The sequence below is a fragment of the Pseudomonas sp. LBUM1653 genome, assembly GCF_059716115.1.
Genome location: NZ_CP166803.1, coordinates 4,379,043 through 4,401,860, shown reverse-complemented (window position 1 = coordinate 4,401,860; position 22,818 = coordinate 4,379,043). Strand labels below are relative to the sequence as shown.

Annotated in this window: 19 protein-coding genes; 9 read left to right on the top strand and 10 right to left on the bottom strand. The window is 59.8% G+C overall.

Annotation, left to right across the window (positions count from 1 at the left end; all coding sequences use genetic code 11):
• Positions 1 to 71 precede the first annotated feature (71 nt).
• A complete protein-coding gene (gene ligD, locus ACA054_RS19595; protein ID WP_497685735.1) occupies positions 72 to 2,684 on the top strand; it encodes a DNA ligase D in 2,613 nt (870 codons plus the stop codon).
• 118 nt (positions 2,685 to 2,802) lie between these two features.
• Here ligD and ACA054_RS19590 read toward each other — a convergent pair whose 3' ends face one another.
• From ACA054_RS19590 to potE, 7 genes are all read right to left on the bottom strand, one after another.
• Complete coding sequence (locus ACA054_RS19590; RefSeq protein WP_497685734.1) at positions 2,803 to 3,477, bottom strand: DUF3313 domain-containing protein; 675 nt, start codon at positions 3,475 to 3,477, stop codon at positions 2,803 to 2,805.
• A 47-nt stretch (positions 3,478 to 3,524) separates the two neighbouring features.
• Positions 3,525 to 4,793 carry an OmpP1/FadL family transporter gene (locus tag ACA054_RS19585; protein WP_497685733.1) on the bottom strand — a complete coding sequence of 423 codons (1,269 nt, stop codon included), beginning with the start codon at positions 4,791 to 4,793 and terminating at the stop codon, positions 3,525 to 3,527.
• Positions 4,794 to 4,870: 77 nt separating this feature from the next.
• Positions 4,871 to 6,484, bottom strand: a complete 1,614-nt coding sequence (locus ACA054_RS19580; protein ID WP_497685732.1) for an arylsulfatase — start codon at positions 6,482 to 6,484, stop codon at positions 4,871 to 4,873.
• 184 nt (positions 6,485 to 6,668) lie between these two features.
• Complete coding sequence (locus ACA054_RS19575; protein ID WP_497685731.1) at positions 6,669 to 6,947, bottom strand: DUF3303 domain-containing protein; 279 nt, start codon at positions 6,945 to 6,947, stop codon at positions 6,669 to 6,671.
• A gap of 221 nt (positions 6,948 to 7,168) precedes the next feature.
• The gene (locus tag ACA054_RS19570; protein WP_497685730.1) at positions 7,169 to 7,570 is read right to left on the bottom strand and encodes a hypothetical protein; all 402 of its coding nucleotides are present in this window, start codon (positions 7,568 to 7,570) and stop codon (positions 7,169 to 7,171) included.
• Between the two features lie 178 nt (positions 7,571 to 7,748).
• Complete coding sequence (locus tag ACA054_RS19565) at positions 7,749 to 10,034, bottom strand: Orn/Lys/Arg family decarboxylase (protein WP_497685729.1); 2,286 nt, start codon at positions 10,032 to 10,034, stop codon at positions 7,749 to 7,751.
• On the bottom strand, positions 10,031 to 11,440 hold the full coding sequence (potE, locus tag ACA054_RS19560) for a putrescine-ornithine antiporter (RefSeq protein ID WP_497685728.1): 1,410 nt from the start codon (positions 11,438 to 11,440) through the stop codon (positions 10,031 to 10,033). Before potE ends, ACA054_RS19565 begins: the two co-directional genes overlap by 4 nt.
• Positions 11,441 to 11,622: 182 nt before the next feature.
• Between potE and ACA054_RS19555 the strand changes: the two genes are divergently transcribed.
• The 3 genes from ACA054_RS19555 to ACA054_RS19545 all read left to right on the top strand — a co-directional run bounded on the left by ACA054_RS19555 (position 11,623) and on the right by ACA054_RS19545 (position 13,846).
• Positions 11,623 to 11,949, top strand: a complete 327-nt coding sequence (locus ACA054_RS19555) for a hypothetical protein (RefSeq protein ID WP_497685727.1) — start codon at positions 11,623 to 11,625, stop codon at positions 11,947 to 11,949.
• A 234-nt stretch (positions 11,950 to 12,183) separates the two neighbouring features.
• Positions 12,184 to 12,600, top strand: a complete 417-nt coding sequence (locus ACA054_RS19550) for an organic hydroperoxide resistance protein (protein WP_130208903.1) — start codon at positions 12,184 to 12,186, stop codon at positions 12,598 to 12,600.
• Between the two features lie 598 nt (positions 12,601 to 13,198).
• Complete coding sequence (locus ACA054_RS19545) at positions 13,199 to 13,846, top strand: hypothetical protein (RefSeq protein ID WP_497685726.1); 648 nt, start codon at positions 13,199 to 13,201, stop codon at positions 13,844 to 13,846.
• Positions 13,847 to 13,947: 101 nt separating this feature from the next.
• On the opposite strand, the gene ACA054_RS19540 is transcribed toward ACA054_RS19545, so the two are convergent.
• The 3 genes from ACA054_RS19540 to pdxR all read right to left on the bottom strand — a co-directional run bounded on the left by ACA054_RS19540 (position 13,948) and on the right by pdxR (position 16,740).
• Positions 13,948 to 14,562, bottom strand: a complete 615-nt coding sequence (locus ACA054_RS19540) for an LOG family protein (protein ID WP_497685725.1) — start codon at positions 14,560 to 14,562, stop codon at positions 13,948 to 13,950.
• Between the two features lie 21 nt (positions 14,563 to 14,583).
• Positions 14,584 to 15,216, bottom strand: coding sequence for an FMN-dependent NADH-azoreductase (locus tag ACA054_RS19535; RefSeq protein ID WP_497685724.1), 633 nt, complete (start codon positions 15,214 to 15,216; stop codon positions 14,584 to 14,586).
• Between the two features lie 105 nt (positions 15,217 to 15,321).
• On the bottom strand, positions 15,322 to 16,740 hold the full coding sequence (gene pdxR, locus ACA054_RS19530) for a MocR-like pyridoxine biosynthesis transcription factor PdxR (protein WP_497685723.1): 1,419 nt from the start codon (positions 16,738 to 16,740) through the stop codon (positions 15,322 to 15,324).
• A 223-nt stretch (positions 16,741 to 16,963) separates the two neighbouring features.
• On the opposite strand from pdxR, the gene ACA054_RS19525 reads away from it, so the two are divergent.
• From ACA054_RS19525 to ACA054_RS19505, 5 genes are all read left to right on the top strand, one after another.
• The gene (locus ACA054_RS19525) at positions 16,964 to 17,419 is read left to right on the top strand and encodes a carboxymuconolactone decarboxylase family protein (RefSeq protein WP_497685722.1); all 456 of its coding nucleotides are present in this window, start codon (positions 16,964 to 16,966) and stop codon (positions 17,417 to 17,419) included.
• 62 nt (positions 17,420 to 17,481) lie between these two features.
• Positions 17,482 to 17,802: a DMT family transporter gene (locus ACA054_RS19520; protein WP_497685721.1), complete on the top strand. Its 321-nt coding sequence runs from the start codon at positions 17,482 to 17,484 to the stop codon at positions 17,800 to 17,802.
• A gap of 1,164 nt (positions 17,803 to 18,966) precedes the next feature.
• The gene (locus tag ACA054_RS19515) at positions 18,967 to 19,884 is read left to right on the top strand and encodes a LysR substrate-binding domain-containing protein (RefSeq protein WP_497685720.1); all 918 of its coding nucleotides are present in this window, start codon (positions 18,967 to 18,969) and stop codon (positions 19,882 to 19,884) included.
• Positions 19,885 to 20,171: 287 nt separating this feature from the next.
• Entirely contained in the window at positions 20,172 to 21,359 is a 1,188-nt protein-coding gene (locus ACA054_RS19510; protein WP_497685719.1) for an aromatic ring-hydroxylating oxygenase subunit alpha, read from the top strand.
• 9 nt (positions 21,360 to 21,368) lie between these two features.
• The gene (locus tag ACA054_RS19505; RefSeq protein ID WP_497685718.1) at positions 21,369 to 22,814 is read left to right on the top strand and encodes an aldehyde dehydrogenase family protein; all 1,446 of its coding nucleotides are present in this window, start codon (positions 21,369 to 21,371) and stop codon (positions 22,812 to 22,814) included.
• The last annotated feature ends 4 nt before the right edge of the window (positions 22,815 to 22,818 follow it).

Here is a 22,818-nt window from a genome sequence, read left to right as displayed (position 1 = left end):
CTCGCGCGGATTCGCTCTGCTGTGAGAGGGAAGTGCTGATTCAGCGCCCTGCAGCGACCCGCGGGTGAGCCATGAACAAGAACCTCGATGACTACAACCGCATGCGCGACTTTTCGGCGACGTCGGAACCGGTCGCCGTCAAGCCTACGGGCAGAAAAAACGCCAAGACTCATGCCTTGCAGTTCTGCATCCAGAAACACGATGCCTCGCGCCTGCATTACGACTTCCGTCTGGAACTCGATGGTGCGCTCAAGAGCTGGGCGGTGCCCAAGGGGCCGTCGCTGGATCCCAAGGTCAAGCGCCTGGCAGTGCATGTCGAAGACCATCCGCTGGATTACGCCACCTTTGAAGGCAGCATCCCCGAAGGCCACTACGGTGCGGGCGACGTCATCGTCTGGGACCGTGGCGTGTGGATTCCCCAGGACGATCCGGCCAAGGCCTACGCCAAGGGCCGGCTCAAGTTCGAACTGCAGGGAGAGAAGCTCGGCGGCCTGTGGAACCTGGTGCGCACGCACATGCCGGGCAAGCAGGAGCAGTGGTTTCTGATCAAGCATCAGGACGGCGCCGCCCGGCCGGAAAGTGATTACGACGTGGTTGTCGCCGAGCCCGACAGCGTCCTCAGCGAACGGACCATCGTAGCCAAAGCACCCAAGACGGCCAAACCCAAGGCCATCCAGCAGCCGGCGGCCCCAACTCGTAAAGAGCCGCGCAAAGAAATGCGCAAAGAAAAGTCCACGCCACTCACCGGCGCGCACAAAGCCAAACTGCCGGACCAGATCAAACCGGAACTGGCGACGCTGGTGGAAAAAGCCCCGGGCGGAGAGTGGAGCTATGAGGTCAAGTTCGATGGCTACCGGATCATGGCGCGCATCGACCACGACGAGGTCAAACTCTTCACCCGCAACGGTCACGACTGGACCCACAAATTACCCGGCCAGGCCAAGGCGCTGGCCGGCCTGGGCCTGGAATCCGCCTGGCTCGACGGCGAAATGGTGGTGGCCGACGAGCAGGGCGTGCCGGACTTCCAAGCGCTGCAAAACGCCTTCGAAGCCGGCCGCAGCGGCAACATTCTCTACTACCTGTTTGATTTGCCCTATCTCAATGGCGTGGACCTGCGCGAGGTGCCCGTCGAGGAACGCAGGGCTGCGCTATCGACCGTGCTCAAAACCAGCAAAGACCCGCTGCTGCGCTTCTCCGACGCCTTTGGCGAAGACCCGGAAGCCTTGCTCAACAGCGCTTGCCAAATGCAAATGGAAGGCCTGATCGGTAAACGCCTGGGGTCGCCCTATGTATCCCGACGTAGCGGCGATTGGGTCAAACTCAAGTGTAAGCATCGACAGGAATTCGTCATCGTCGGCTTCACCGACCCCAAAGGCTCGCGCAGTGCCTTTGGTGCGTTGCTCCTGGGGCTGCATGACCGCGACAGCGGTCAATTGCGCTACGCGGGCAAGGTCGGCACCGGGTTTACCGAAGCGACCCTCAACAGCATTCATCAACAACTCAAACCCTTGCAGACGAAGAGACCCGCGGTGGTCAACCCGCCCGGCGGTGCCGAGTTCAAGGCTGTGCATTGGCTCAAACCCAGCCTGCTGGCGGAAGTGGCCTTTGCCGAAATGACCAAGGACGGTTCGGTGCGCCATGCGGTGTTCCATGGCCTGCGTGACGACAAACCCGCCAAAGACATTACCGAGGAGCGTCCGACTGCCGTGAAAACTGCCCCCGCGAAAAAAACCGCCGCCGCCAAACCTTCCGCCGCGAAGAACAAAGCCGAAACTGCGCCATCTCAGATCGGCCTGGACCAGGGCAAGGTACGCATCACTCATCCGGACCGGGTCATCGACGCCAGCAGCGGCGCGACCAAGGTGCAACTGGCGCAGTACTACGCCAGCGTCGCCGAGTGGATTTTGCCGCAGCTCAAGGACCGCCCAGTGGCGCTGGTACGTGCGCCGGATGGCATCGCCGGCGAACTGTTTTTCCAGAAAAACGCCGAGCGCCTGGCGATCCCCGGCATCACCACCCTTGACCAGAAACTCACTGGCCAGCCGATGATGGTCATCAACAACGCCGAGGCCCTGATCGGCGCGGTGCAGATGAGCACCGTCGAACTACACACCTGGAACGCCACCTCGGACAACCTCGACAAACCCGACCGCTTCATCCTCGACCTCGACCCGGACCCGGCGCTGCCGTGGAAACGCATGGTCGAGGCCACCCAACTAATCCTGTCGGTGCTCGATGAACTGGGACTCAAGACATTCCTCAAGACCAGCGGCGGCAAGGGTATTCACCTGGTGGTGCCGCTAACCCGCAAGCTCGGCTGGGATGAGGTCAAGGACTTCAGCCACGCCATTGTCAGCCACATGGCCAAGATGCTGCCTGAGCGTTTTTCCGCGGTGTCGGGGCCGAAGAACCGGGTGGGGCGGATCTTCATCGATTACCTGCGCAATGGCTTGGGTGCGACCACCATCTGCGCCTATGCCGTGCGCACGCGCGAAGGGTTGCCGGTGTCGGTGCCGATCTACCGTGAAGAGATTGCCGAGCTCAAGGGCGGCAACCAGTGGGACATTCACAATGTCCACGAACGCCTGGCCGAAGTGGGCGACGGACCTTGGGCGGACATGAAGAAAACCCGGCAGACGATTACTGCCGAGATGCGACGGCGGGTGGGGATGAAAAAGGCTTGACGCCCTGTAGGAGCCAGGCTTGCCGGCGAACCAGACGCCGCGGTGTGCCTGTTGCACCGCGTAATCGTTCTTCGCCGGCAAGCCTGGCTCCTACAAAAGAATCACACAAACCATCGTGTTATTTGAGGAACGCCTGGAAATCACTGCCCAGTTTATCGATCGCCGCCTTGAAGTCCTGCGCGGTGATTTTCTGGCTTTCGTTGGAAAGCTGCGTGCCGAACACCTTGCGCACGACCTTGGCCACGGTCTGGTTGCTCTTCGCGTCAATGAACTCGGCTTCGATAAACAGTTCGGTGTCCTGATCCCTGTGCCCGGTGGCGGCCTGGGTCGCCCCGACGACGGCAGCGATGGGCACTACTTCATACCATTTCATGCCTTCATTGGAGGCGCTGACGCCCGTGATGGCGGCACGCATGACCAGGACTTTCGAACCGGCCGGCGCTGCATTCGGACTGGACACTACCCGGTATTTCTGGCCCAGCGTGGCTTTGGCCTTGCTGCTCATGTAGTTCTGAATGTCCATGAGGGTCTGCTGGTTGACCCGTTCATTGGGCTTGGGCGCCGGATACATTTCCAGCCGGTTGAACGCGACCGTGTCATAGGCATCCGCGTTCCACGACGGGCTCACCCAACGCATCGCTGTGCCACCGCTGGGCGTTTCGACTTGCTGCAGGTTGTTGTAGTTGGAAAGGTAGCCTGAGTACTGCTCCTTCTCGGTGACTTTCGACGTACAACCGCCAAGCAGAAGCCCGGCCAGGGCAGTGCCGACGAGCAATTTTCGGGTCAGGTTCATAGTGCTGTGTGCTCCTTGGGTAAAGTCGTTTTTTCGTTGGCAGACAATCAAAAACGCCAGGTCATGTTTCCGGTCACGGCTTGAATCCAGGCATTGTCGAACTGACCGGAAGTTCGATTGCCTGTCGTGGATTTGGTCTGGTCCACCGGCATATCGCCAAGCCACACCATGGCCCAACTGACGTTGATATCGGTGTCCTTGTTCACAGCATAGGTGGCTCCTGTCGCAATGCGCCAGGATTCGGCCATCGGCACGGTCAGGGTGCGGTCGCTGTCTGAGACGGGACTGCTGTCGTAAGCCACTCCGACGTTCCACAGTAATTGCGCGGTAGCCTGATATTGCGCGCCGAGCGCCAGTTGCCAGGTGTCTTTGTAGTTGGCGTCAATGGTGGTCGATCGAGCATCGATCGCCGTGGTGTCGACCTGCACCCCGACCTCGCCGAACTCTGACCAGTCCTGCCAGTTGACCGAGGCCAGCAAGGCCCATTGCTGGTCGAGCTGCTGGAACAGGCTCAGGGTCACGGTCTGCGGCACCGTCATGTCGAGCTGCGTGTTCAGGCCATTCAACCGGTCCAGTGCCGGACCGTTGCCCTTGATATCCAGCCCGTCTTCGAAATCCAGATCGACCTTGCTGGTGTAGGTCAGGCCAATGCGTGTACCGGCCTGAGGGGCATAGATCACCCCGACGTTCGCGCCAAAACCCCAATCCTCGTCCTTGTACTTGAATTGCCCATCGCCGCGCTCGGTGAAGCCGAAGGGCTCGCGGTCGATGGCGGTCTGGGCTTGCAGCACGCCGTACATGGCTTTGACGCCGACCCCCACGGACCACTGCTCGTTGAAGCGGTACGCCACACTCGGCACGAATGACAAACCGCCGAGGCTGGCGTTCTGTGAGAAGTAGCGTCCAGACCAATCGTTGTCGTAATTGACCGCGAGGCCAAAGTCGGCGTACTGGCCGAAGCCAATGCTCCAGTGGTCGTCCAGCTCATGGGTGATGAAGAAACTGCCGCCGGGAATCGGATCGAGGGCGTTGCCGCTGCCACTGCCCGGGACATTGGTGTCGTCGTCGCGATTGAACTCGAGATTGCCGTAGAGCACCTGCACGCCACCGGTGATTTGCGTGCCCGGCAGATAGCTCATGCCCGCAGGGTTGCTGGCGATGGTGGAAGGGCCCTGGGCCCGGGCGGCGGCACCGGCGTTGGCGAGGCCGGCGTTATCGGTGCCGATTTCATAGAGCATGATGCCGCCGGCCTGGGCTTGCTGGCAGCACAGCGCAAGCAGGGTGAAGGCGGGCAGGGCGGAAATTTTTATCTGCATTTGAATTCCCTACTGCGTCAATAAACGTCCGTCACGGACGCGGGTGGCCAGTGTTGGCCACCCGAGTACTCGACTGCTTACTTGGCCATCTCCGCCCGGGCCGCAGCGATCTTGGCTTTGACCGAATCCAGGTTGAAGCTCGCGCCTTTTTGCATCGGCGGGAACTCAATCGCGGTTTCAGCCAGTTTAGCTACCTGTTGTTGCACGAACACGAATCGCCAGAATTGGTACTTGAACCAGTCAAAGTACTGCTGCGAACCTTGAGCCGACTGATTTTCCGGCCAGCCCATGCGTTCGAACGGATCAAGGCGAAGGTTGGTCAGGATCGGTACATCGACTGCCACTTTGGCCCCCATCCAGCCACCCGGTTGATCTATGAAACGGTACTTGTAGTCATCAATGCGCACCGCGCCGAGTGCACTCTCACCAAAGTAGAAAATCTCATGGCGGTTGGACGGACCTTTGCCGGTGATCATCGGTGTCTGGTCATAGCCGTCGAGGTGCACCTTGTACGTGGTATCACCCAGTTGTTTGCCCTTGAGCAATTCTGCCGTGATGTTCGGATTGCCTGCCGCCGCGACCAGGGTCGGGAACCAGTCCATGCCGGACATGATGCCGTTGGCAATCTGGTTGGCCGGCACCTTGCCTGGCCAGCGAATGATTGCCGGAACCCGGAACCCGCCTTCCATGACGGTGCCCTTGCCCATGGCAAACGGGGTCGTGCCGCCATCCGGCCAGGTGAAGTTTTCCGCACCGTTGTCCGTGGTGAAAATGACGATGGTGTTGCCGTCCATGCCGTCTTTTTTCAGCTTGGCCATGACGTCACCGACGATATCGTCGAGTTGCGCCATGCCGGCTTCCTGTTCCGACCAGCCGTTTTGCGCGTTGCGCATGGCCTGGTACTTGTCGGACAGGTGCGTGACGATGTGCATGCGGGTCGGGTTGAGCCAGACGAAAAAGGGTTTGTTGTCCTGTTTGGCCTTGTCGATAAAACTGAAAGCCTTGTCGCGAATCTCGTCGTCGACGGTTTTCATCCGTTCCGGATAGAGCGTGCCGGCGTCTTCGATTTTCTGTTTGCCGACCTTGCCCCAGCGCGGCATGACGGTTGTATCGTCCGTTGCGGTGGCCCAGCTGTGAACCATGTTGCGCGGGCCAACGGTGGCCAGCAGCTCCTGCGGATAGTTGGGGTGCGCCGGGTCTTCCATGGCGTCGAGGTGGTAGAGGTAGCCGAAGAATTCGTCGAAGCCGTGAACGGTGGGGAGGAATTCATTCAAGTCGCCCAAGTGATTCTTGCCGAACTGGCCGGTGGAATAACCCATGGCCTTGAGGGCGGTGGCGATGGTCACGGCTTCGGCGGGAATACCGACGGGAGAACCGGCCTGGCCCACGGTCGTCATACCGGTGCGGATCGGCAATTCACCGGTAATGAAATTGGCGCGCCCTGCGGTACAGCTGGCCTCGGCGTAGTAGTCGGTAAAGCGCATGCCTTCAGCGGCAAGTTGATCAAGGTTGGGGGTTCTGCCGGCCATCATGCCCTGGTTGTAGACACCGATATTGGACCAGCCAATATCGTCGCCCATGATCACCACGATGTTGGGGGCCTTGTCGGCGGCATGGGTCATGCCGGGGAGCAAGATTGCGGACATCAGTATGGGGACGGCGAACATTGAAGTCAGCGTTGTTCGGTTCATGTCGAACTCCTGCGTACTTGCGTTAGTACCCTGAGACGAACCCCCGAGCGCCATTGAATTTGCTAACCCCCGCGAACAGCGTAGGTTCGAATGGCGAAATTTCCAGTTATTGGTAATCGGTGTTTCAGGTCGTTTACACGGGGGTCGCCTCCGGATAAAGGAGTCGGCCCCCTACGTCGTCGCCTTACTTGCCGGTAGCGGCTGCCAGTAGTGGCGCCACCTGTTCGTCAGTCAGTGCCACCTGTACCTCCATGGTCATCAGGTCGCTCCATTGCAGTACCCACTTCTGAATTGATACCGGATCGTTAGCCTCGGCCACGCCAAAACCGGCCGCGCCACCGACGGCGTGCCAGCGGCCGAGCATCTTGACGCCTTCCGGTGGCGCGCCACCGGTCTTGAGAAAGCGTTCGATCGCACTGTTGCGATTGGCCGAACTGATTTTCCAGCTGACGATGAATAACATCTGCCACCTCCTTCCAGGGATTGGCACCTGTCTGTCTTCGCGCACCGGGTTGGCGCCGGGACCACGGTCACGTTTGCCTTGCCAGCGTCATCCTGTCTGGCCTGAAACGATTGCTCCCTGCAGAAGGCATAGCAGCGCCGCGCAGTTCACGTACGACCGCCGATCCTCTTTTACAGGGGGGGCAGGCGCCTGTCTCAGCGGTGATACAGCGATGGGGTTGATCAGGCGTCGCGCAACAGGTCGTTGGCGTTGAGCAGTTCAAAGGCGATTTGCGGACGCTTTTCCATGGCCCGCCGAATCGCCGCCGGGATCGCTGCCCGGGTCTTGCGGCACAGTCCTGGCAGTTCGCCGATGTGAATACCGATACCGCGCATGGTCCGCACTTCATTGAAACCGGGGGCGATGTCCACGCGAATGCCCAACTGCTCGAACATCCGCCGTTGCAGGTGCTCGAGGTCCTGGAGGCTTTGCAGGTTTTCCAGGCGTTCGACCAGGCGTTTTTCTTCCGCGCGGGTCAGGAACAGGATGCGCACGTCCGCACCCGGGGTTTCCAGCAGCGGATCACGCCCGCAGTCGCAGGCGCCGGGCGGGCAGGGTTGGCGGATCGGAGCGGAGGTGGTCATGGGGTTCAATCATAGAGCGCTGTGATCGAATTTGCCCAGAGGATTGAAGGTGATTGATCCCTGTGGGAGCGAGCCTGCTCGCGATGGACGTCAACGATGACGCGGGCTGTCTGGATGCCCGCGTTGTCTGGACGTTTTTCGCGAGCAGGCTCGCTCCTACAGGGGGGGGGTAGACCTGTTACTTCAATACCAGCATCCGATAAACCCCGGCCTCGGCTTCGATCCCGTGGGTGTCATGGGTGAAACCCGGGAAGGACCTGTCGAAGGCTTCCAGCGCCTTGAGATAGGCCAGCAGCGGACCGTCGGCAGCCCCGGCGTTCTCACCCGGCATCAGCAAGGGAATGCCCGGCGGATACGGCACGATGCCGGTGGCGGCAATGCGCCCGGCGGCTTGTTCGAGGGTGACCAGTTCGATGTCGTTGCGCACCAGTTTCTCGTAGGCCTCCACCGGGCTGAAGACGGCTTGCGGCAGCGTGCCGAACGCCTGGGCCATGGCCGAGGTGGTCTTGTGTTGCTTCATGGCGGCGAAGATTTCGTCAGCCAGGTCTTTCAGGCCCATGCCGGCGTAACGTGACTGGTTACCGGCCAGCAGGTCGGGCAGGCACAACTCCAGTTCGACGTTGTCGTCATAGTCGCGCTTGAAGTCCAGCAGCGCGTTGACCAGCGTGCCCCATTTGCCCTTGGTGATGCCGATGGAGAACAGGAACAGGATAGTGAAGTCGGTGGTTTTCTCGACGACGATGCCTTGGCGTCCGAGGTACGCCGTCAGCACACAGGCCGGGATGCCCGAGGCGAGCAGGTTACCGTCGTCACCCATGCCGGGGCTGAGCACCGAGACCTTGATCGGGTCCAGCATGCAGTAGCCTTCCTCGATGTCGCCAAAGCCGTGCCACACCTCGTTGGGGTGGAGGACCCAGCAATTGGGCTCGGTTTTCAGCAGCAGCGGATCGACTTCGTGGAACGGCACTGTGGCATTGCCCACTTGCACGGTCGGCGGCTGCCAGCAGGTGAAGAACCAGTCGTTTTTGCTCAGCATCTCGTTGTGCATGCGCGAGATGACCTGGCGGAAGGCCACGGCTTCCTCGATGGATTCGCTGGTGAGGATCTGCCCGCTGGGCGCTTCCATCATCGCCGAGCTGACGTCGCAGGAGGCCATGATCGCGTAGTTGGGCGAGGTCGAGGCGTGCATCATGTACGACTCGTTGAAGCGTCCGTGTTCGATCGGGTTACGGCCGTTGCGCACGTGAATCATCGAGGCCTGGGACAGGGCCGCCAGCAACTTGTGGGTCGACTGGGTGGCGAATACGGTCGGCTTCGAATCATCGTGATCGTCCGGGCTGCCGTGCATGGCGTGGCGGTCGCGGTACAGCGGGTTGAAGCGCGCATAACCATACCAGGCTTCGTCGAAATGCAGGCGGTCGACACTCTGGCCCAGCAGTTCTTCGACACGGGTGACGTTGTAGGTCAGGCCGTCGTAGGTGGAGTTGGTAATGATCGCGTGGACCGGCGTCCGGTCGATGCCGTCCTTGACCAGCGGGTTGTTGGCGATGGCCGCTTTCACACCTTCGGCGCTCAGGGTTTGCGGCAGGATCGGGCCGATGATGCCGTAGCGGTTGCGCGTCGGCACCAGGTAGGTCGGAAGTGCCCCCGACAGGGTCATCGCGTGCTCGGCGGACTTGTGGCAATTGCGGTCGCACAAGGCGATCTGGTTGCGCGTCACGCTGGCCATGAGGATCACGCGGTTGGACATCGACGAACCGTTGGTCACGTAATACGTGCGATGGGCGCCGAACACCTTGGCAGCGTAGCGCTCGCCCTGGCCAATGGGGCCACTGTGATCGAGCAGCGAGCCCAGTTCACCGACCGAGATCGACAGGTCGGAGCGCAGCAGGTTTTCCCCGAAAAACTCGTAGAACGCCCGGCCCGCCGTGCTTTTGAGAAACGCCGTGCCACCGGCGTGACCGGGGGTGTGCCAGGAATACTCATAGGACCTGGCGAACTTCACCAGCGCCCCGAACATCGGCGGCAGGGCGGCCTGACGATAGCGTTCGATGGCCGCCAGGATACGTCCGCTGAGGAAGCGGCTGGTGTCCTCCGGAAGCCAGATGAAGTCGTCGGCGTGCTGCATGACCAGCAACGGAATGCTCGACGCGGTGGTCCGGTCGCTGATCAGGAACACCGGCACTCGCGTGTTGCGTTCGCGCAGCTTCACCAGCAACTTGATGCAGTCTTCGTGACCTTCGCTGGTGTCCATTTCCCAGCTGATCAACACGCATTGAACGGCCGGGTCCGAACGCAGGATCGACGCGGCATCGCTGAGGCTTTCCGAGGCCAGTACGCTGACGCCACGTCCCTCTACATCGCTGACCAACTGTTCCAGGGCGCGGCCAAACACCGTGCGCTTGTCCGCCGGGCTGCTGACCAGTAGTGCGAGCATCCCGAGTGAATGTTTATAGTCCGTCATGCGTTAACCTCCAGAGTGGCTTTATTCAGGCTGTTCACCGGCACCGGTTGGCCAGTGAGGTGCTGCGCGCTGACGGTCTGTGTCGGCACGCTGTTGTTGAGCGCTTCGAGGCGAATCAGGCGGTTGTTGACGAAGCCGAACAGCGTGTAGCCGAAGATGGTTGCCACGCCGCCGAGCATCAGCGCCTGCTCGCCGGAACTGTAGAGCGCCAGGTAGCTGTAGGCTGCCGCCACCCAGGCAATGATGTTGGTGGCCAGCGCCTTGCCGGCCGGTACGTTGGACACCTTCTGCATGGTCATCAACGCGGCCATGGAGAGGATGTACGGCACCAGGTTGGTGACCACCGCGAGGTTGACCAGGGTGTCGAACTGCTTGCTGAGGTCCGGGCTGATGGTGAGGAAACCCAGCGCCGTCTGCGCGGCCAGCAGCACCAGCATGCCGACAATCGGCGTTCCGGCCTTGTTGGACTTGGCGAAGATCGACAGGAAGTAACCGGTGTCCGCCGAGCTTTTGTAGACCTGGGCGATGGTGAACTGCCAACCCAGCAGCGAGCCGATGCAGGCCATCACCATCGCGGCCATCACAATGTCGCCAACCAGCGGAGTGAACATCTTGGCGAAGACCAGACCGAACGGTGCGGTAGAGGCGGCCAGTTCCGGGTTGTCGACGATGCCGGCGATGACGTTGGTGGAAACGATGTAGATCACCGCCGCGCCAAGGGTGCCGCCGAGTACCGCAATCGGTACGTTCTTTTCGGGGTTTTCCACTGCATCGGTGTTGGCGCACGCCGATTCCAGGCCGAGGAAGGCCCACAAGGTGATCGCCACCGAGGCACCCGCGGCGTCGAACCAGCCCATGTTGTGCGGGTTCCAGCCGGCGGCATACACGCTGCTGTCGAACCAGAACCAGCCAATGGTGGACACCAGCACCACAGGCGCAATCACGCCCCATACGGTGATTGCACCAATCCGGCCGGTAATCCGCGCACCGCCAAAGTTGGCGAACGTGGTGATCCACAAGAGCGCGATGGTCGCCAGGCCCACTTGCAGTGAGTCCAGTTGAATGTGGAACAGCTCCTGGATATAGCCGACCGCGGTAATGCTGATCGCCACGTTGGCAATCAGCAATGAGAGGCCATAGGTGTAGTTGGTGATGTAGTTACCGGCCTTGCCGAAGGTGTACTCCGCGTATCCCCCCATGCCGCCGGTCTTTCGGCTGAGCATCCCGCATCGCGCAAAGGCATAGGCCAATGCCAGTGAACCGGTGGCTGTGATCAGCCAGGAAAGAATCGAAATTGCCCCAACTTCCGCTAGTTTCGACGGTAGTAGCACAATGCCTGAGCCCAACATGTTGACCGCGGTCAACATCGTCAGTTGCCCCACAGTCATTTTCTTTGCGACTGACATTCCGTTGCCTCATAAGTTGGCGGAGAGAGCTTAGCTATAGCAAAGTTTTGAAATGTCGCAAGAAAATGCATTTCGTTTACTGATGCAGATCAATGTATTGCATAGAAGGCATTATGCTGGCCCCCAGATTTCCCGCTTATCGCCAGAATCGCTTTATTTTCAGGCGGTTAGGTGGAATGCAAATGCGCAATGTCTGGGTCGTGCTGATCTCTTTCAGCGTCGCGGGTCTTACAGTTTCTGCCCAGGCCAGGGAACTGAAGCCCGGTGATACTTATATGTGCAGTTGGGGCGCGGGCACCGCGGCAAGAGCCCAGGAACTCAAGTTGTCCGGTGTTTCGCTGTATGCGGCGCGGCAAAAAATCCAGGCGTACAAGTTTGCCAAGCCGTGGATGCGGATGACGGCAATGGGCATTACCGAACAGACTTACGACAGCCCTACGCGGCTCAAGCCTGCGGCGGTTCGGCAGAGTTTTTATGATGATTGTGTGAAGTACAAGTTGGCGCGGTAGGAGCGAGCATGCTCGCGAAAAACCTGAGAGCAACGCGGGGTGTCAGGTTCCCCGCGTTATCGTTGACCTCCATCGCGAGCATGCTCGCTCCTACAAGGTCTGCGGTGTGCAGGATGGCCTTTGTCGGATCAGGCACCCGGTTCAGCAACGCCGTCTATATTGAATGCCTGGCATCAAGCCTGAAGGCTGATTCACCTGACATTGCATAACCCTCAATTCAATCAGGAGATCATCATGACCCAGCTCGACAAAGTCCTGTACACCGCAAAAACCCACACCACGGGCGGGCGGGACGGCGCCTCCCGCAGCTCCGACGGCATTCTGGACATCAAACTGTCGTCCCCGGGGGCAGGCGGCGGTGGTACCAATCCCGAGCAGTTGTTCGCCGCCGGTTGGTCAGCCTGCTTCATCGGCGCGATGGGCGTCGCGGCCAAGGAATTGAAAGTGGCTCTGCCCAAGGATGTGGCGGTCGATACCGAGGTGGACCTGGGCACCAATGAAGGCGGCTACCTGCTGCAGGCGCGGCTGAATGTGAGCCTGCCGGGACTGGATCGCGAAACCGCGCAGAAGCTGGTCGACACCGGCCACAAGTATTGCCCGTATTCCAAAGCCACCCGCAACAACATAAACGTCACGCTGAAGTTAGTCTGAGTTGAAATAACAAACAGTCTTGGCGACAGCTTGGGGTAATGTCGCCAAGACTTGCAAAGTATTCAGTAATCTATAATCGGATCCACTAAATAGTCAGACTGTTCAATCGAGTAGGGCATAAATGAGAGCCTGCTATCGATCTGGCCTATTGCTCACATGGCAACTAGTGGATCCAATTGGCAATGTCGACGTTCATGTAAATTCACCAGCTCAGTTGGAATGGGCCTCACCGCGCAAGTTGAAAGCTGATTACCCATACCGATGGCCCTTGAGCCCGCTACCGCTTGTCGGTGCTGTGGTTAAAAAATGAACATTTGCGGCCTGTGGGCCTCAGATCCTGCAGCACGTCATCCATGGCCTGCTCTCGCAATTGAAAAAAAGAAGTGGAAATAGAACCTCAAATGCAGTGAATGCAATTGGGGATTTTTTTACCCGAAAATTGAGAGGTAGTCACTAAGCTGTCATCAATTCCCTAACTGGCTCAATAGGATTTCGATAATAAACCTATTGGTCGGTTTTCTTGTATGAGCAAGGTCGTGCAGAAAAACATTCTGTTGATTGGCCGATCTGTACTGTCGAACAAGGTGGAGAGAGACCCGTGGCGATAAACACAATTATGAGCCTGATCGAACATAAAGAATTCATGGAGTTTTTGCGGCTGGGCGTTGTTTACGTTCATTTGCTCGCCTGTTGCGTGGCGATTGGTTTAGTGTTGACCAGTGATATTGCAATGGTCAGGGATATGTTGAAACGCAAAGTGCTCACTGAGCATGACAATGCCCACATGGAAAGTCTTCAGAAATCTGTCGTGGTGGCATTGATCGGTTTATGGGTGACGGGTACTGCCATCATCGGCATCGACTACCTCGGCAAAGGCATGGAGTACTTCATGAATCCGAAGCTTCACGCCAAGGTGATCATTGTCGTGCTCCTGACCTATAACGGCATCCTGCTGCACCGACTGGTATTGCCAGCCCTGCAAAAGGCCGGCTCCTTGCTTGAACTCGGATTCAGCGCCCGGATGCTGGCCCTGTTTTGTGGCTCGCTATCGGCGGTATCGTGGATGTATGCCGCCATGCTCGGCGTCGGCCGACCTTTGGCCTGGAAATACTCCCTCTCGGAACTGTTGATGGCTTACCCGGTTCTGATCGTGCTCGGCTTCTTGACGATGCTGGCGTTGACTCAGCGAGCCAAGCGCCACAACACAACTATCGCGCCGCAATGGGCGATGGCTGGCGCGCACTGACTCAGTGATGCGCGAGCGCCTTGTTCGTTGGCGCTGAAGTAAAAAAGGTCCTGGCGACAGATTTTCGGGAGCAATGTCGCCAGGACCTGAAAGCGTTCATATCACTGCGCTGTAACGAGGAACGGGGCAGGCCCCATCCATTTCGTCACGGTCGGCGCCTGCCATTGCTCAAGCGCATCGATCAGCGCTGAAGGATCGGTGTCGAACAGTAGCATCTCGCTGTGCGCGGTTTTCATGAAGCCTTCAGCCACGGCGTGGTCGAGAAGGCTGCGCACCGGATTGAAAAAACCGCCGATATTCAGGCAGGCGACACCTTTGCAGTCTTCGCCCAGTTGCGTCAGCGTCGCCACTTCAAACAACTCCTCAAAGGTCCCCAGACCGCCGGGCAGTGCAATGAAGGCATCGGCGTATTCGCTCATGCGCGTTTTGCGGCTGCGCATATCCTGCGTCACCTCATGGTGGGTCAGACCTTGATGCAGATGCCCGAGATCGTGCAACAGGCGGGTGATGAAGCCAACCACCTCGCCGCCCTCGGCGAGTACGGTATCGGCCATCACGCCCATCAAGCCCTTGTCGGTACCGCCATAGACCAAACGCAAGCCGCGCCTGGCGATTTCCCGGCCGAGGGCCCGGGCGCCTTCGACATAGTCAGGGTTGAAGCCGTAGTTGGAGCCGGAGAACACGGCAATGCTGCGCAGGGGAGAAACGATCGTCATGGAATTTTCCTGGGGTGCGATTCAGGCGGGCATTGGCGCGCGGCTGGAAAAATACAGCGCGGTTTCCTGTGCGGCTTTTTCTCGGGTAGCGCTCAAGGCCTGCGGTTTTTGACCAGTGCCTTCTACTGAGAAAAACTTCACGTCGAGCAAGCCGATACTTGCCAGAACGGTCTTCAGCCACGGCCGCAAAAAGTCCGGTTGCTGGGCATTGACGCCGGTGAAGGTACTGCCTGAGGCGATGGCGATGAACACTGGGCGGTCGCGCAGGCTGCCGACCTTGCCTTCAGGAGTGATTCGAAAGGTTCGGTCGGCCTGGATCACATGGTCGAGCCAGGCCTTCAGCGCCGAAGGCACCATCAGGTTATGCATGGGGGTGGCGATCACCACGCAGTCGGCGCTTTCCAGCTCGCGGATCAATTGTTCGGACTGCAACAGGGCGCCTTTGGCGGCTGGAGCATTGGACGGATCACGCCGTTTACTCACGGCTTCGGCATAGTCGGCATCGATATGCGCAAGCCCTGTGACCCCGCGCTCGGTGATGATGAAATCACTGCCGCGATGGCTATCGATCAAGCGGTTGATGAGGGTTTGCGAGAGCCGATAACTCTCGGAGGCTGTGCCTCGCGGGCTGCAAATCACGCGCAGTATTTTCATGGGACCCTCTGCTGTTTTTTGAAGACTGGGTCTGCATGATGGGGTCGCTTGGACCTGCGACAAAGAGCCAAGAATGCGTTGCGTGTGTGGGCCATGGGCCGGGGTTCAGAGCAGCGCCAGGATCTGTTGTCCAAGCTGTTCGGCACTGGCTTGCGAGACGATGTTGGCGAAGCCGAGCAGCAATCCGCAATGGGTTTGGGGGCCGATGCAACACTCGCTCAAGGCCTCGGCGTAGATTCCCGCGTGCAGCAGTCGCTCCACCAGCGCACGGTCCGATTGTGGTTGGTTCAATCGCAGGATCAGGTGCATGCCCCCCGGCTGGGCATCGATGCGGATGTGCTCGCCCAAGGCGTCGTTCAGGCCCCGGACCGCCGCCTCCCGGCGTTCGCCGTAGAGTTTGCGCATGCGCTGGATATGCCGGGCGAAATGGCCCTCGGTGACAAAGGTGGTGACAATGGCCTGGGTCAATTCCGGACAGCCGCCGAGGAAGGTCTGGCTGACGTGTTCGAAACGTTCCACCTGCGCCGGCGGCACCACCAGATAGGCAAGACGAATGCCGGGAAAGAGCACCTTGCTGAAGGTGCCGGCGTAGAGCACGCGCCCCTCGCGATCCAGGCTCTTGAGCGCGGGCAGCGGGCGGCTGACGTAACGGTACTCGCCGTCGTAGTCGTCCTCGATGATCCACGCTTGCTCCCGGCTTGCCCACTCCAGCAGTTGCAGGCGACGCGGCAACGACAGCGACATGCACAAGGGGCTCTGATGGGCCGGCGTGACCACGGCGGCGCGCGCGCCGGGTGAAGCGCTCACGCCTTGCGCGACCTGCATGCCGTCCTGGTCTACCGAAACGGGTTGCACAACGATCTGCAGGTACTCGAGCAATTGACGGGTAGGGGGGTAGCCGGGGTTTTCGACGAGGACAGGGTCGCCCGGTTTCAGCAAGGCGTGGGCGATCAACGTCAGGGTGTTGCGGTAGCCTGAAGTAACGAACACCTGTGAAGGCTGGCAATCGATGCCGCGCGCCACTTGCAGGTAGCTGGCGATCGCGCTGCGCAAGGATTCCAGGCCATGGGCCGATGGATTGGCCATGTCCCGGACCCCGGTGGCGCGCACGCAGCGGGCGCCGATCTGCGCCCAGATCTTTCGCGGAAACTCATCCAGCGCCGGCAGGGCCATTTGAAAGGGCAGCACCGGCGCCTTATGCCGGACCGAGGCGCCGGCGAGTGGACTCAAGGCGCGTTCGTCGCGGCTGGGAACAGTCCTGATAGTGAGCCCTGCCGCCACCACCGTACCGGCCTGGCCACGGGACTGAATGTAACCTTCAGCCGCCAGCAACGAATACGCGGTATCGATGGTGCCCCGGGCCAGCCCCAGCTCTTTTGCCAGCGCCCGGGCGGCGGGAATGCGCTCACCCGGCGCGAGTACGCCGTCGCTGATCGCAGCGCGAAACCGCCAGTAGATTTGCCGGTAGATCGGTTCCTTCGAAGCAGGGTCGAGGGGCGACAGGTTGGTGATGGGACTGGTCATGGACGCACTCTGGGGCAAACACCTTTGTTGCCGGCATGAACAATGATCCTACAAGCCATCATGAACTGTATCCAAGCTCCATGAATCACCTTCACGACTGGGCCATGACGGTATCGAGTCCGGGCAAACATGGCCCAGTACAGAAGCCAAAACATGGATCTTCAACCATAGACCAAACAGCCCCACGATGCAGTCCTCCAAACAGCCAACTCAAGGACTCATCATGACTCAGCGAATCAATTACGCCAGCGCTTCTCCTGAAGGTTACAAGGCCTTCGGCAACGTCTACGGCTATCTGCAAAAGAGCGATCTGCCCACCGAACTCATCGACCTGGTCTACCTGCGGGTGTCGCAAATCAATGGCTGCGCGTTTTGCATCGACATGCATTCGCGCGATTTGCTCAACCTCGGTGTCGCGGCAGACAAGCTGGTGCTGGTGTCCGTATGGCACGACGCCGGAAATCTCTTCACCCAGCGTGAACGCGTTGCGCTGGCCTGGGCCGAAAGCGTTACCCGGGTCGCCGAAACCGCTGTTCCCGACGCCATTTATGAGGCCGCGGCCGCGATGTTCAGCGAAAAGGAACTGGCGGATCTCACATACGCCATCGCCTTGATGAACGCGTTCAACCGGCTCGGCGTGGCATTCCGCTCGACACCGGCGGCGGTTGGAAAAGCCTGATCAGGCACAATCTCTCGCCTGGCTTCGAGGCCCGGCGAGACCCTCTGAAGGAGTTGTGACACATGGCCTGGACACTACTGGGTATCGCCGGCATTCTGGAAATCGCCTTCGCCTTCTACATGAAGGGCTCCGAGGGCTTCACACGATGGGTCCCCGGTGTCTTGACGGTCGTCACCGGGCTGTCGAGCGTCTTCCTGCTTTCACTCTCGCTGCGCACCTTGCCGGTGGGCACGGCCTACGCAGTATGGACCGGCATCGGCGCGGCAGGCACCGCGATCGTCGGCATGGCCTTGCTGGGAGACTCCACGGCACCCCTGCGCCTGTTGTGCATCGGGGTGATTTTGGCAGGGGTCATTGGGCTCAAACTGGTGTCGGCAGACTGAGGTTTGATCTGGGTTGGGAGCCCATCACGCCCTGAGCCTGTCCGTCAACCTGTGACGACCTCAATCGGCGCCTCTACCAACGTTGATCCATGCCGCGCCGAAGCCTGTGGGAGATTGTTGTCTGAGTACATATCCATTGCTGCGGTAACGACCACTTATGGTTTCGCCCTTACGGCGACTCACTTTTGAAAGAGCCCAAAAGTAAGCAAAAGGCTCTTGCCCCACCACTCGGTGCCTCGCTTAGGCTCGGCATGCCGTAACGAAGGCATTGCTCCGTGGGTCGCCGCGATGGGCCATCCCTGGCCCAGCGCGGCTAAACCGGCGTCCTGCCGGTTTACCCACTGCGCAATGCCTGCGTTCGGCCATCGTGGTTTAACGGGGCGCCCCAAATCTAAAGCTAAAGCGAGGCGGCCTGACAGCCGACCTGACTTTTGCAGATACCCCCAATCCCCTGTGGGAGCGAGCCTGCTCGCGATGGACGTTAACGATAACGCACCCTGTCTGGATGATCGCGTTGTCTTGACGTTCATCGCGAGCAAGCTCGCTCCCACAGGGGTACGAGTACAGCTGCAAAATCAGGTCGGCTGTCAGGCCGCCTCGCTTTGGCTTTTGATTTGGCTTTTGATTTTCTTGCCACATCGAGAGGCTTCGTTCCGGTTCTGCGCAGTGGGTAAACCGGCATGGATGCCGGTTTAGCCGCGCTGGGCCAAGGATGGCCCATCGCGGCGGGCCCTGTAGGAGCGAGCAAGCTCGCGAAAAACCTGAGAGCACCGCGGGGTGTCAGGCTCCCCGCGTCATCGTTGACCTCCATCGCGAGCATGCTCGCTCCTACAGGGCTCTTCCAAGTGACTCGCTGTAAGAGCGAAACTATAGGTGGCCGTTACCGCAGGAATGGATATGTACACCTGAAAGACAATCATCGGCCGTCAGGACGCCTTCGCCGGCAAGCCTGGCTCCTACAAGGTTTTTCGCCCGCCGTCAGGGCGCAATCTTAAGTCGCCGTTACCGCAGCATCGGATATGTACTCCGTCAACAAACAACAGGCCGCCTTTGCTGGTACTGCCTCAAACACCCGGCAGCGGCCCATCAATGCCGCTGTCCACCTCCTGCGACAGGGGCTAAACTCCCGCGATAAAACCAAAATAACGACGTGACCTGCCTTGTATGAAAATCCACCCTTTACCGCCACTCAATAGCCTGGTCGCGTTTGAAGCGGCAGCGCGCCATTTGAGTTTTACCCTGGCCGCGCAGGAATTAAACGTCACCCAAGGGGCAATCAGTCGACAAGTTCGCCTGCTTGAAGACTATTTAGGCAAGGTCCTGTTTGAACGTACCACCCGCACGATTCACCTGAGCCCGGCAGCCAGCCAATATTACGAAGCGGTCCGTGCGTCATTGCTGCAAGTTGCCCAGGCCACGGGTGAAATTCGCCATTGGCAGGGCGCCGAGCAAGTGACGGTCGCCACCAGTACCGCGATGGCTTCACTTTGGCTGTTGCCTAAAGTGAGTGAGTTTCAACGCGAGAACGAAGAGATCGATCTTCGAATCATCGCCCATGACCAGGTCAAGGATTTCTCACGCCTGGATTGTGATCTGGCCCTGTATTACTGCCGGACACCGCCCAGGGACATGCAGGTCACTCCACTGTTTTCCGAAGAGGTCTTCCCGGTATGTAGCCCCGCTTACCTGGCCAAGCACCCGGCCTTGAGCAAGCCCGAAGACCTGGCTGCCTGCACCTGGCTGTTCCTTGACGACCTGCAGCGTGACTGGATCGGCTGGCCTGAATGGTTCCGCAGCCTGGGCCTGAAAAACGTCGAGCCCAAGCGCCGGATCAATATCAATAGCTATTCGATGTTGATCCAGTCTGCTATCAGCGGACAGGGTATTGCCCTGGCCTGGTCCAACCTGGTCGACGATCACCTGCAGACCGGTGCGCTGGTGCGACCGCTCGACACGGTGTTACGCACAGATGCGCAGTTTTGTTTGCTCGAACCCTTGGCGCGTGGCGGTATGCGGCAAAGTGTAAAACGCTTTCGCAGTTGGCTGATGAATCAACTTCCACCGCCCGAGGACAACAAGTAACTCAGTTGTCATGGCTGTCATCCACACGAACTAAAACTCTCTTGCGTCGTATATCTCGAACCCTCGGTATTTTTAATGCCGAGCGGCCACGTTGCATGCGCTGAAGGGCGCACGACAAGCGTTCTGCTAAAAAATACAGCTGCCTTTATTTATGACAAAAAGTCATGAATTGCGCCGGAAATATCGTTTGTCGAGACACCCCCTGTTTTCCCAAACTTGCTGCCAGCGGACTTTGGCCAATGAGCCTGCCGACCATTCAACACCGTGCCCAGCAGGGGAGAACAATAATGAGCAGCATCCAGCAAATTCCTGTGCATCAGCTTGAAACCGTCCTTAATCCGATTCACGAAGCGACCGGCCTGAGCAACGAGTTCTACACCGAACAACGTTACTTCGAGCTTGAGCGCGACCAGGTCATGGGTAAAACCTGGGCTTGTGTCGGTTTCGCCAGTGATCTGGGCAAGGCCGGTTCGGTCAAGCCCGTCGATTTCATGGGTTTGCCTTTGCTGCTGATGCGCAACCGTGAAGGCCTGGTGCAGGTGTTCCATAACGTTTGCAGCCACCGCGGCATGAAGCTGGTGGAGGAGGCCGGTGAGGTACAAGGCGTCATTCGTTGCCCTTACCATTCCTGGACCTATGACCTCAATGGCGGGCTGCGCGGCACTCCCCATGTCGGCGGCATCGACCAGCACAAGGACGAACGCTTCGCCTGTGAAAAACATGGCTTGAAAGCCATCCGCAGTGCCATCTGGATGGACATGGTGTTCATCAACCTGTCCGGGGACGCGCAGCCGCTCGAAGACATGCTGGCACCCCTGACCACACGCTGGACGCAGTTTCTCGGCGAGGACGGCATGAGCTTGTTGCGCCGTCGTCCGGGGCATGACGCCACCACGCTGGACATCAATTGCAACTGGAAGCTGGCGGTAGAGAACTACTGCGAGGCCTATCACCTGCCGTGGGTGCACCCGAGCCTGAACTCATACTCGCGCCTGGAAGACCACTACAACATCATTTTTGACCAGCATTTTGCCGGCCAGGGTAGCTACGCCTACAACCTGTCGGACGTCGCCGGTACGCATTTGCCGAAGTTCCCCGGCTGGCCACTGGATCGCCTGCGCAACGCCGAGTATGTCGCGTTCTTCCCTAACGTCCTGCTCGGCATCCAGGCTGACCATGCCTTCGCCATGCAGCTGGAACCGGTCTCGCCGGGACGCACGATCGAACACCTGCGCCTGTTCTATGTGGGCGACGACGCGGCTGGCAGCGATGAGTTCAGCGCTTGCCGGGACGCGATCCTGGAGTCCTGGAAAGTGGTGTTCGCCGAGGACATCAGCTCGGTCGAAGGCATGCAGAAAGGGCGTCACTCCCCAGGTTACAAGGGCGGGGCCTTCTCTCCGGAGATGGACATCCCGACGCACTTCTTCCACCAGTGGGCCGCACGTCAACTGCTCGCCACCACACCGTCTGCCTGAGGAGGTCCCATGTATCCGATAGCCTCTCACTGGCTCAATTACATCGACGGTCAATGGAGCGATAGCGTCCAGCGCCTGACGGTGAACAACCCCGGCACGGCAGAGCCGGTCGCGACCATCGCCCAGGCCACCGTTGCCGATGCCGAGCGGGCGTTGCTGGCTGCCCGCCGCTGTGCCGACAGCGGTGAGTTGACCTGTGTGCGTCCGGCGCAGCGCGTCACCTGGCTGCTGCGCATAGCCGAGGAAATTCGCGCTGTGGCCGATGAGGGCGCCTGGGTGCTGTGCCAGGAAAACGGCAAGCGCCTGAGTGATGCCAGGGACGAGTTCATCGAGGCGGCGCGCTACTTCGAGTATTACGCCGGCATGGCCGACAAAATCGAGGGCACGTCGATCCCGTTGGGCAATGGCTACATGGACTTTACCCTGTACGACCCGATGGGCGTTTCGGCACAGATCGTTCCGTGGAATTTCCCGGTGTCGATCTGCGCCCGTTCGCTGGCCCCGGCCTTGGCGGCTGGCAATGCGGTGGTCATCAAGTCCCCCGAGCTTTCACCGCTGGGTGTGTGCGTGCTGATCCGCGCCATTGCCAAGGCCGGCTTGCCCGAGGGCGCGGTCAACCTGATTTGCGGCCGCGGCCGCGAAGTCGGTGCGTATCTGGTCAGCCATCGCGCTGTCGATCAGATCGTGTTCACCGGTTCGGTGCCGACGGGCCAGTCGATCTTGCGCGATGCCGCGCAGCATGCGATTCCCAGCGTGATGGAGTTGGGGGGCAAGTCGGCTGCGATCGCCTTCGCCGATGCGGACCGTGAGCAACTGCTGGCCAGTGTCCAGTCGGGCATCTTCTTCAACGCCGGCCAGGTCTGTTCGGCGATGTCGCGGCTGCTGGTGCAGCGCGAGATTTATGAAGAGGTGGTCGAGGACGTCGTCGCCATGGCCCAAGGGCTCAGCGTCGGCCTGGGTCAGGACAACGCAGACCTCACTCCCGTGGTCAGCGCCGGGCAACTGGCGGGCATCGAAGCCTTGTGCCGCCGGGCGGTGGATGACGGCGCGGTGGCAGTCACCGGTGGTGAAGCATTCGCTGACCGGGCCGGGCATTTCATGCGCCCGACCGTGTTCAAAGGCGTTACCCCGCAGATGTGCATTGCCCAGGAAGAAGTGTTCGGGCCGGTACTGGCGATCATGCCGTTCGACACTGAAGAAGAGGCGATTGCCATCGCCAACGGCACGGAATTCGGCCTGGTGGCCGGGGTGTTCACTCAGGACATCAGCCGCGCCATGCGCTGCACGCGTCGCCTGAAATCCGGCCAGGTGTTTGTCAACGAATGGTATGCCGGCGGCATCGAAACGCCATTTGGCGGCGTCGGGCTGTCGGGTTTTGGTCGGGAAAAGGGCCAGGAAGCCTTGTACAGCTACGTGCGCACCAAGAACGTAGCGATCCGGGTCGCCGGGGAGTGAATAC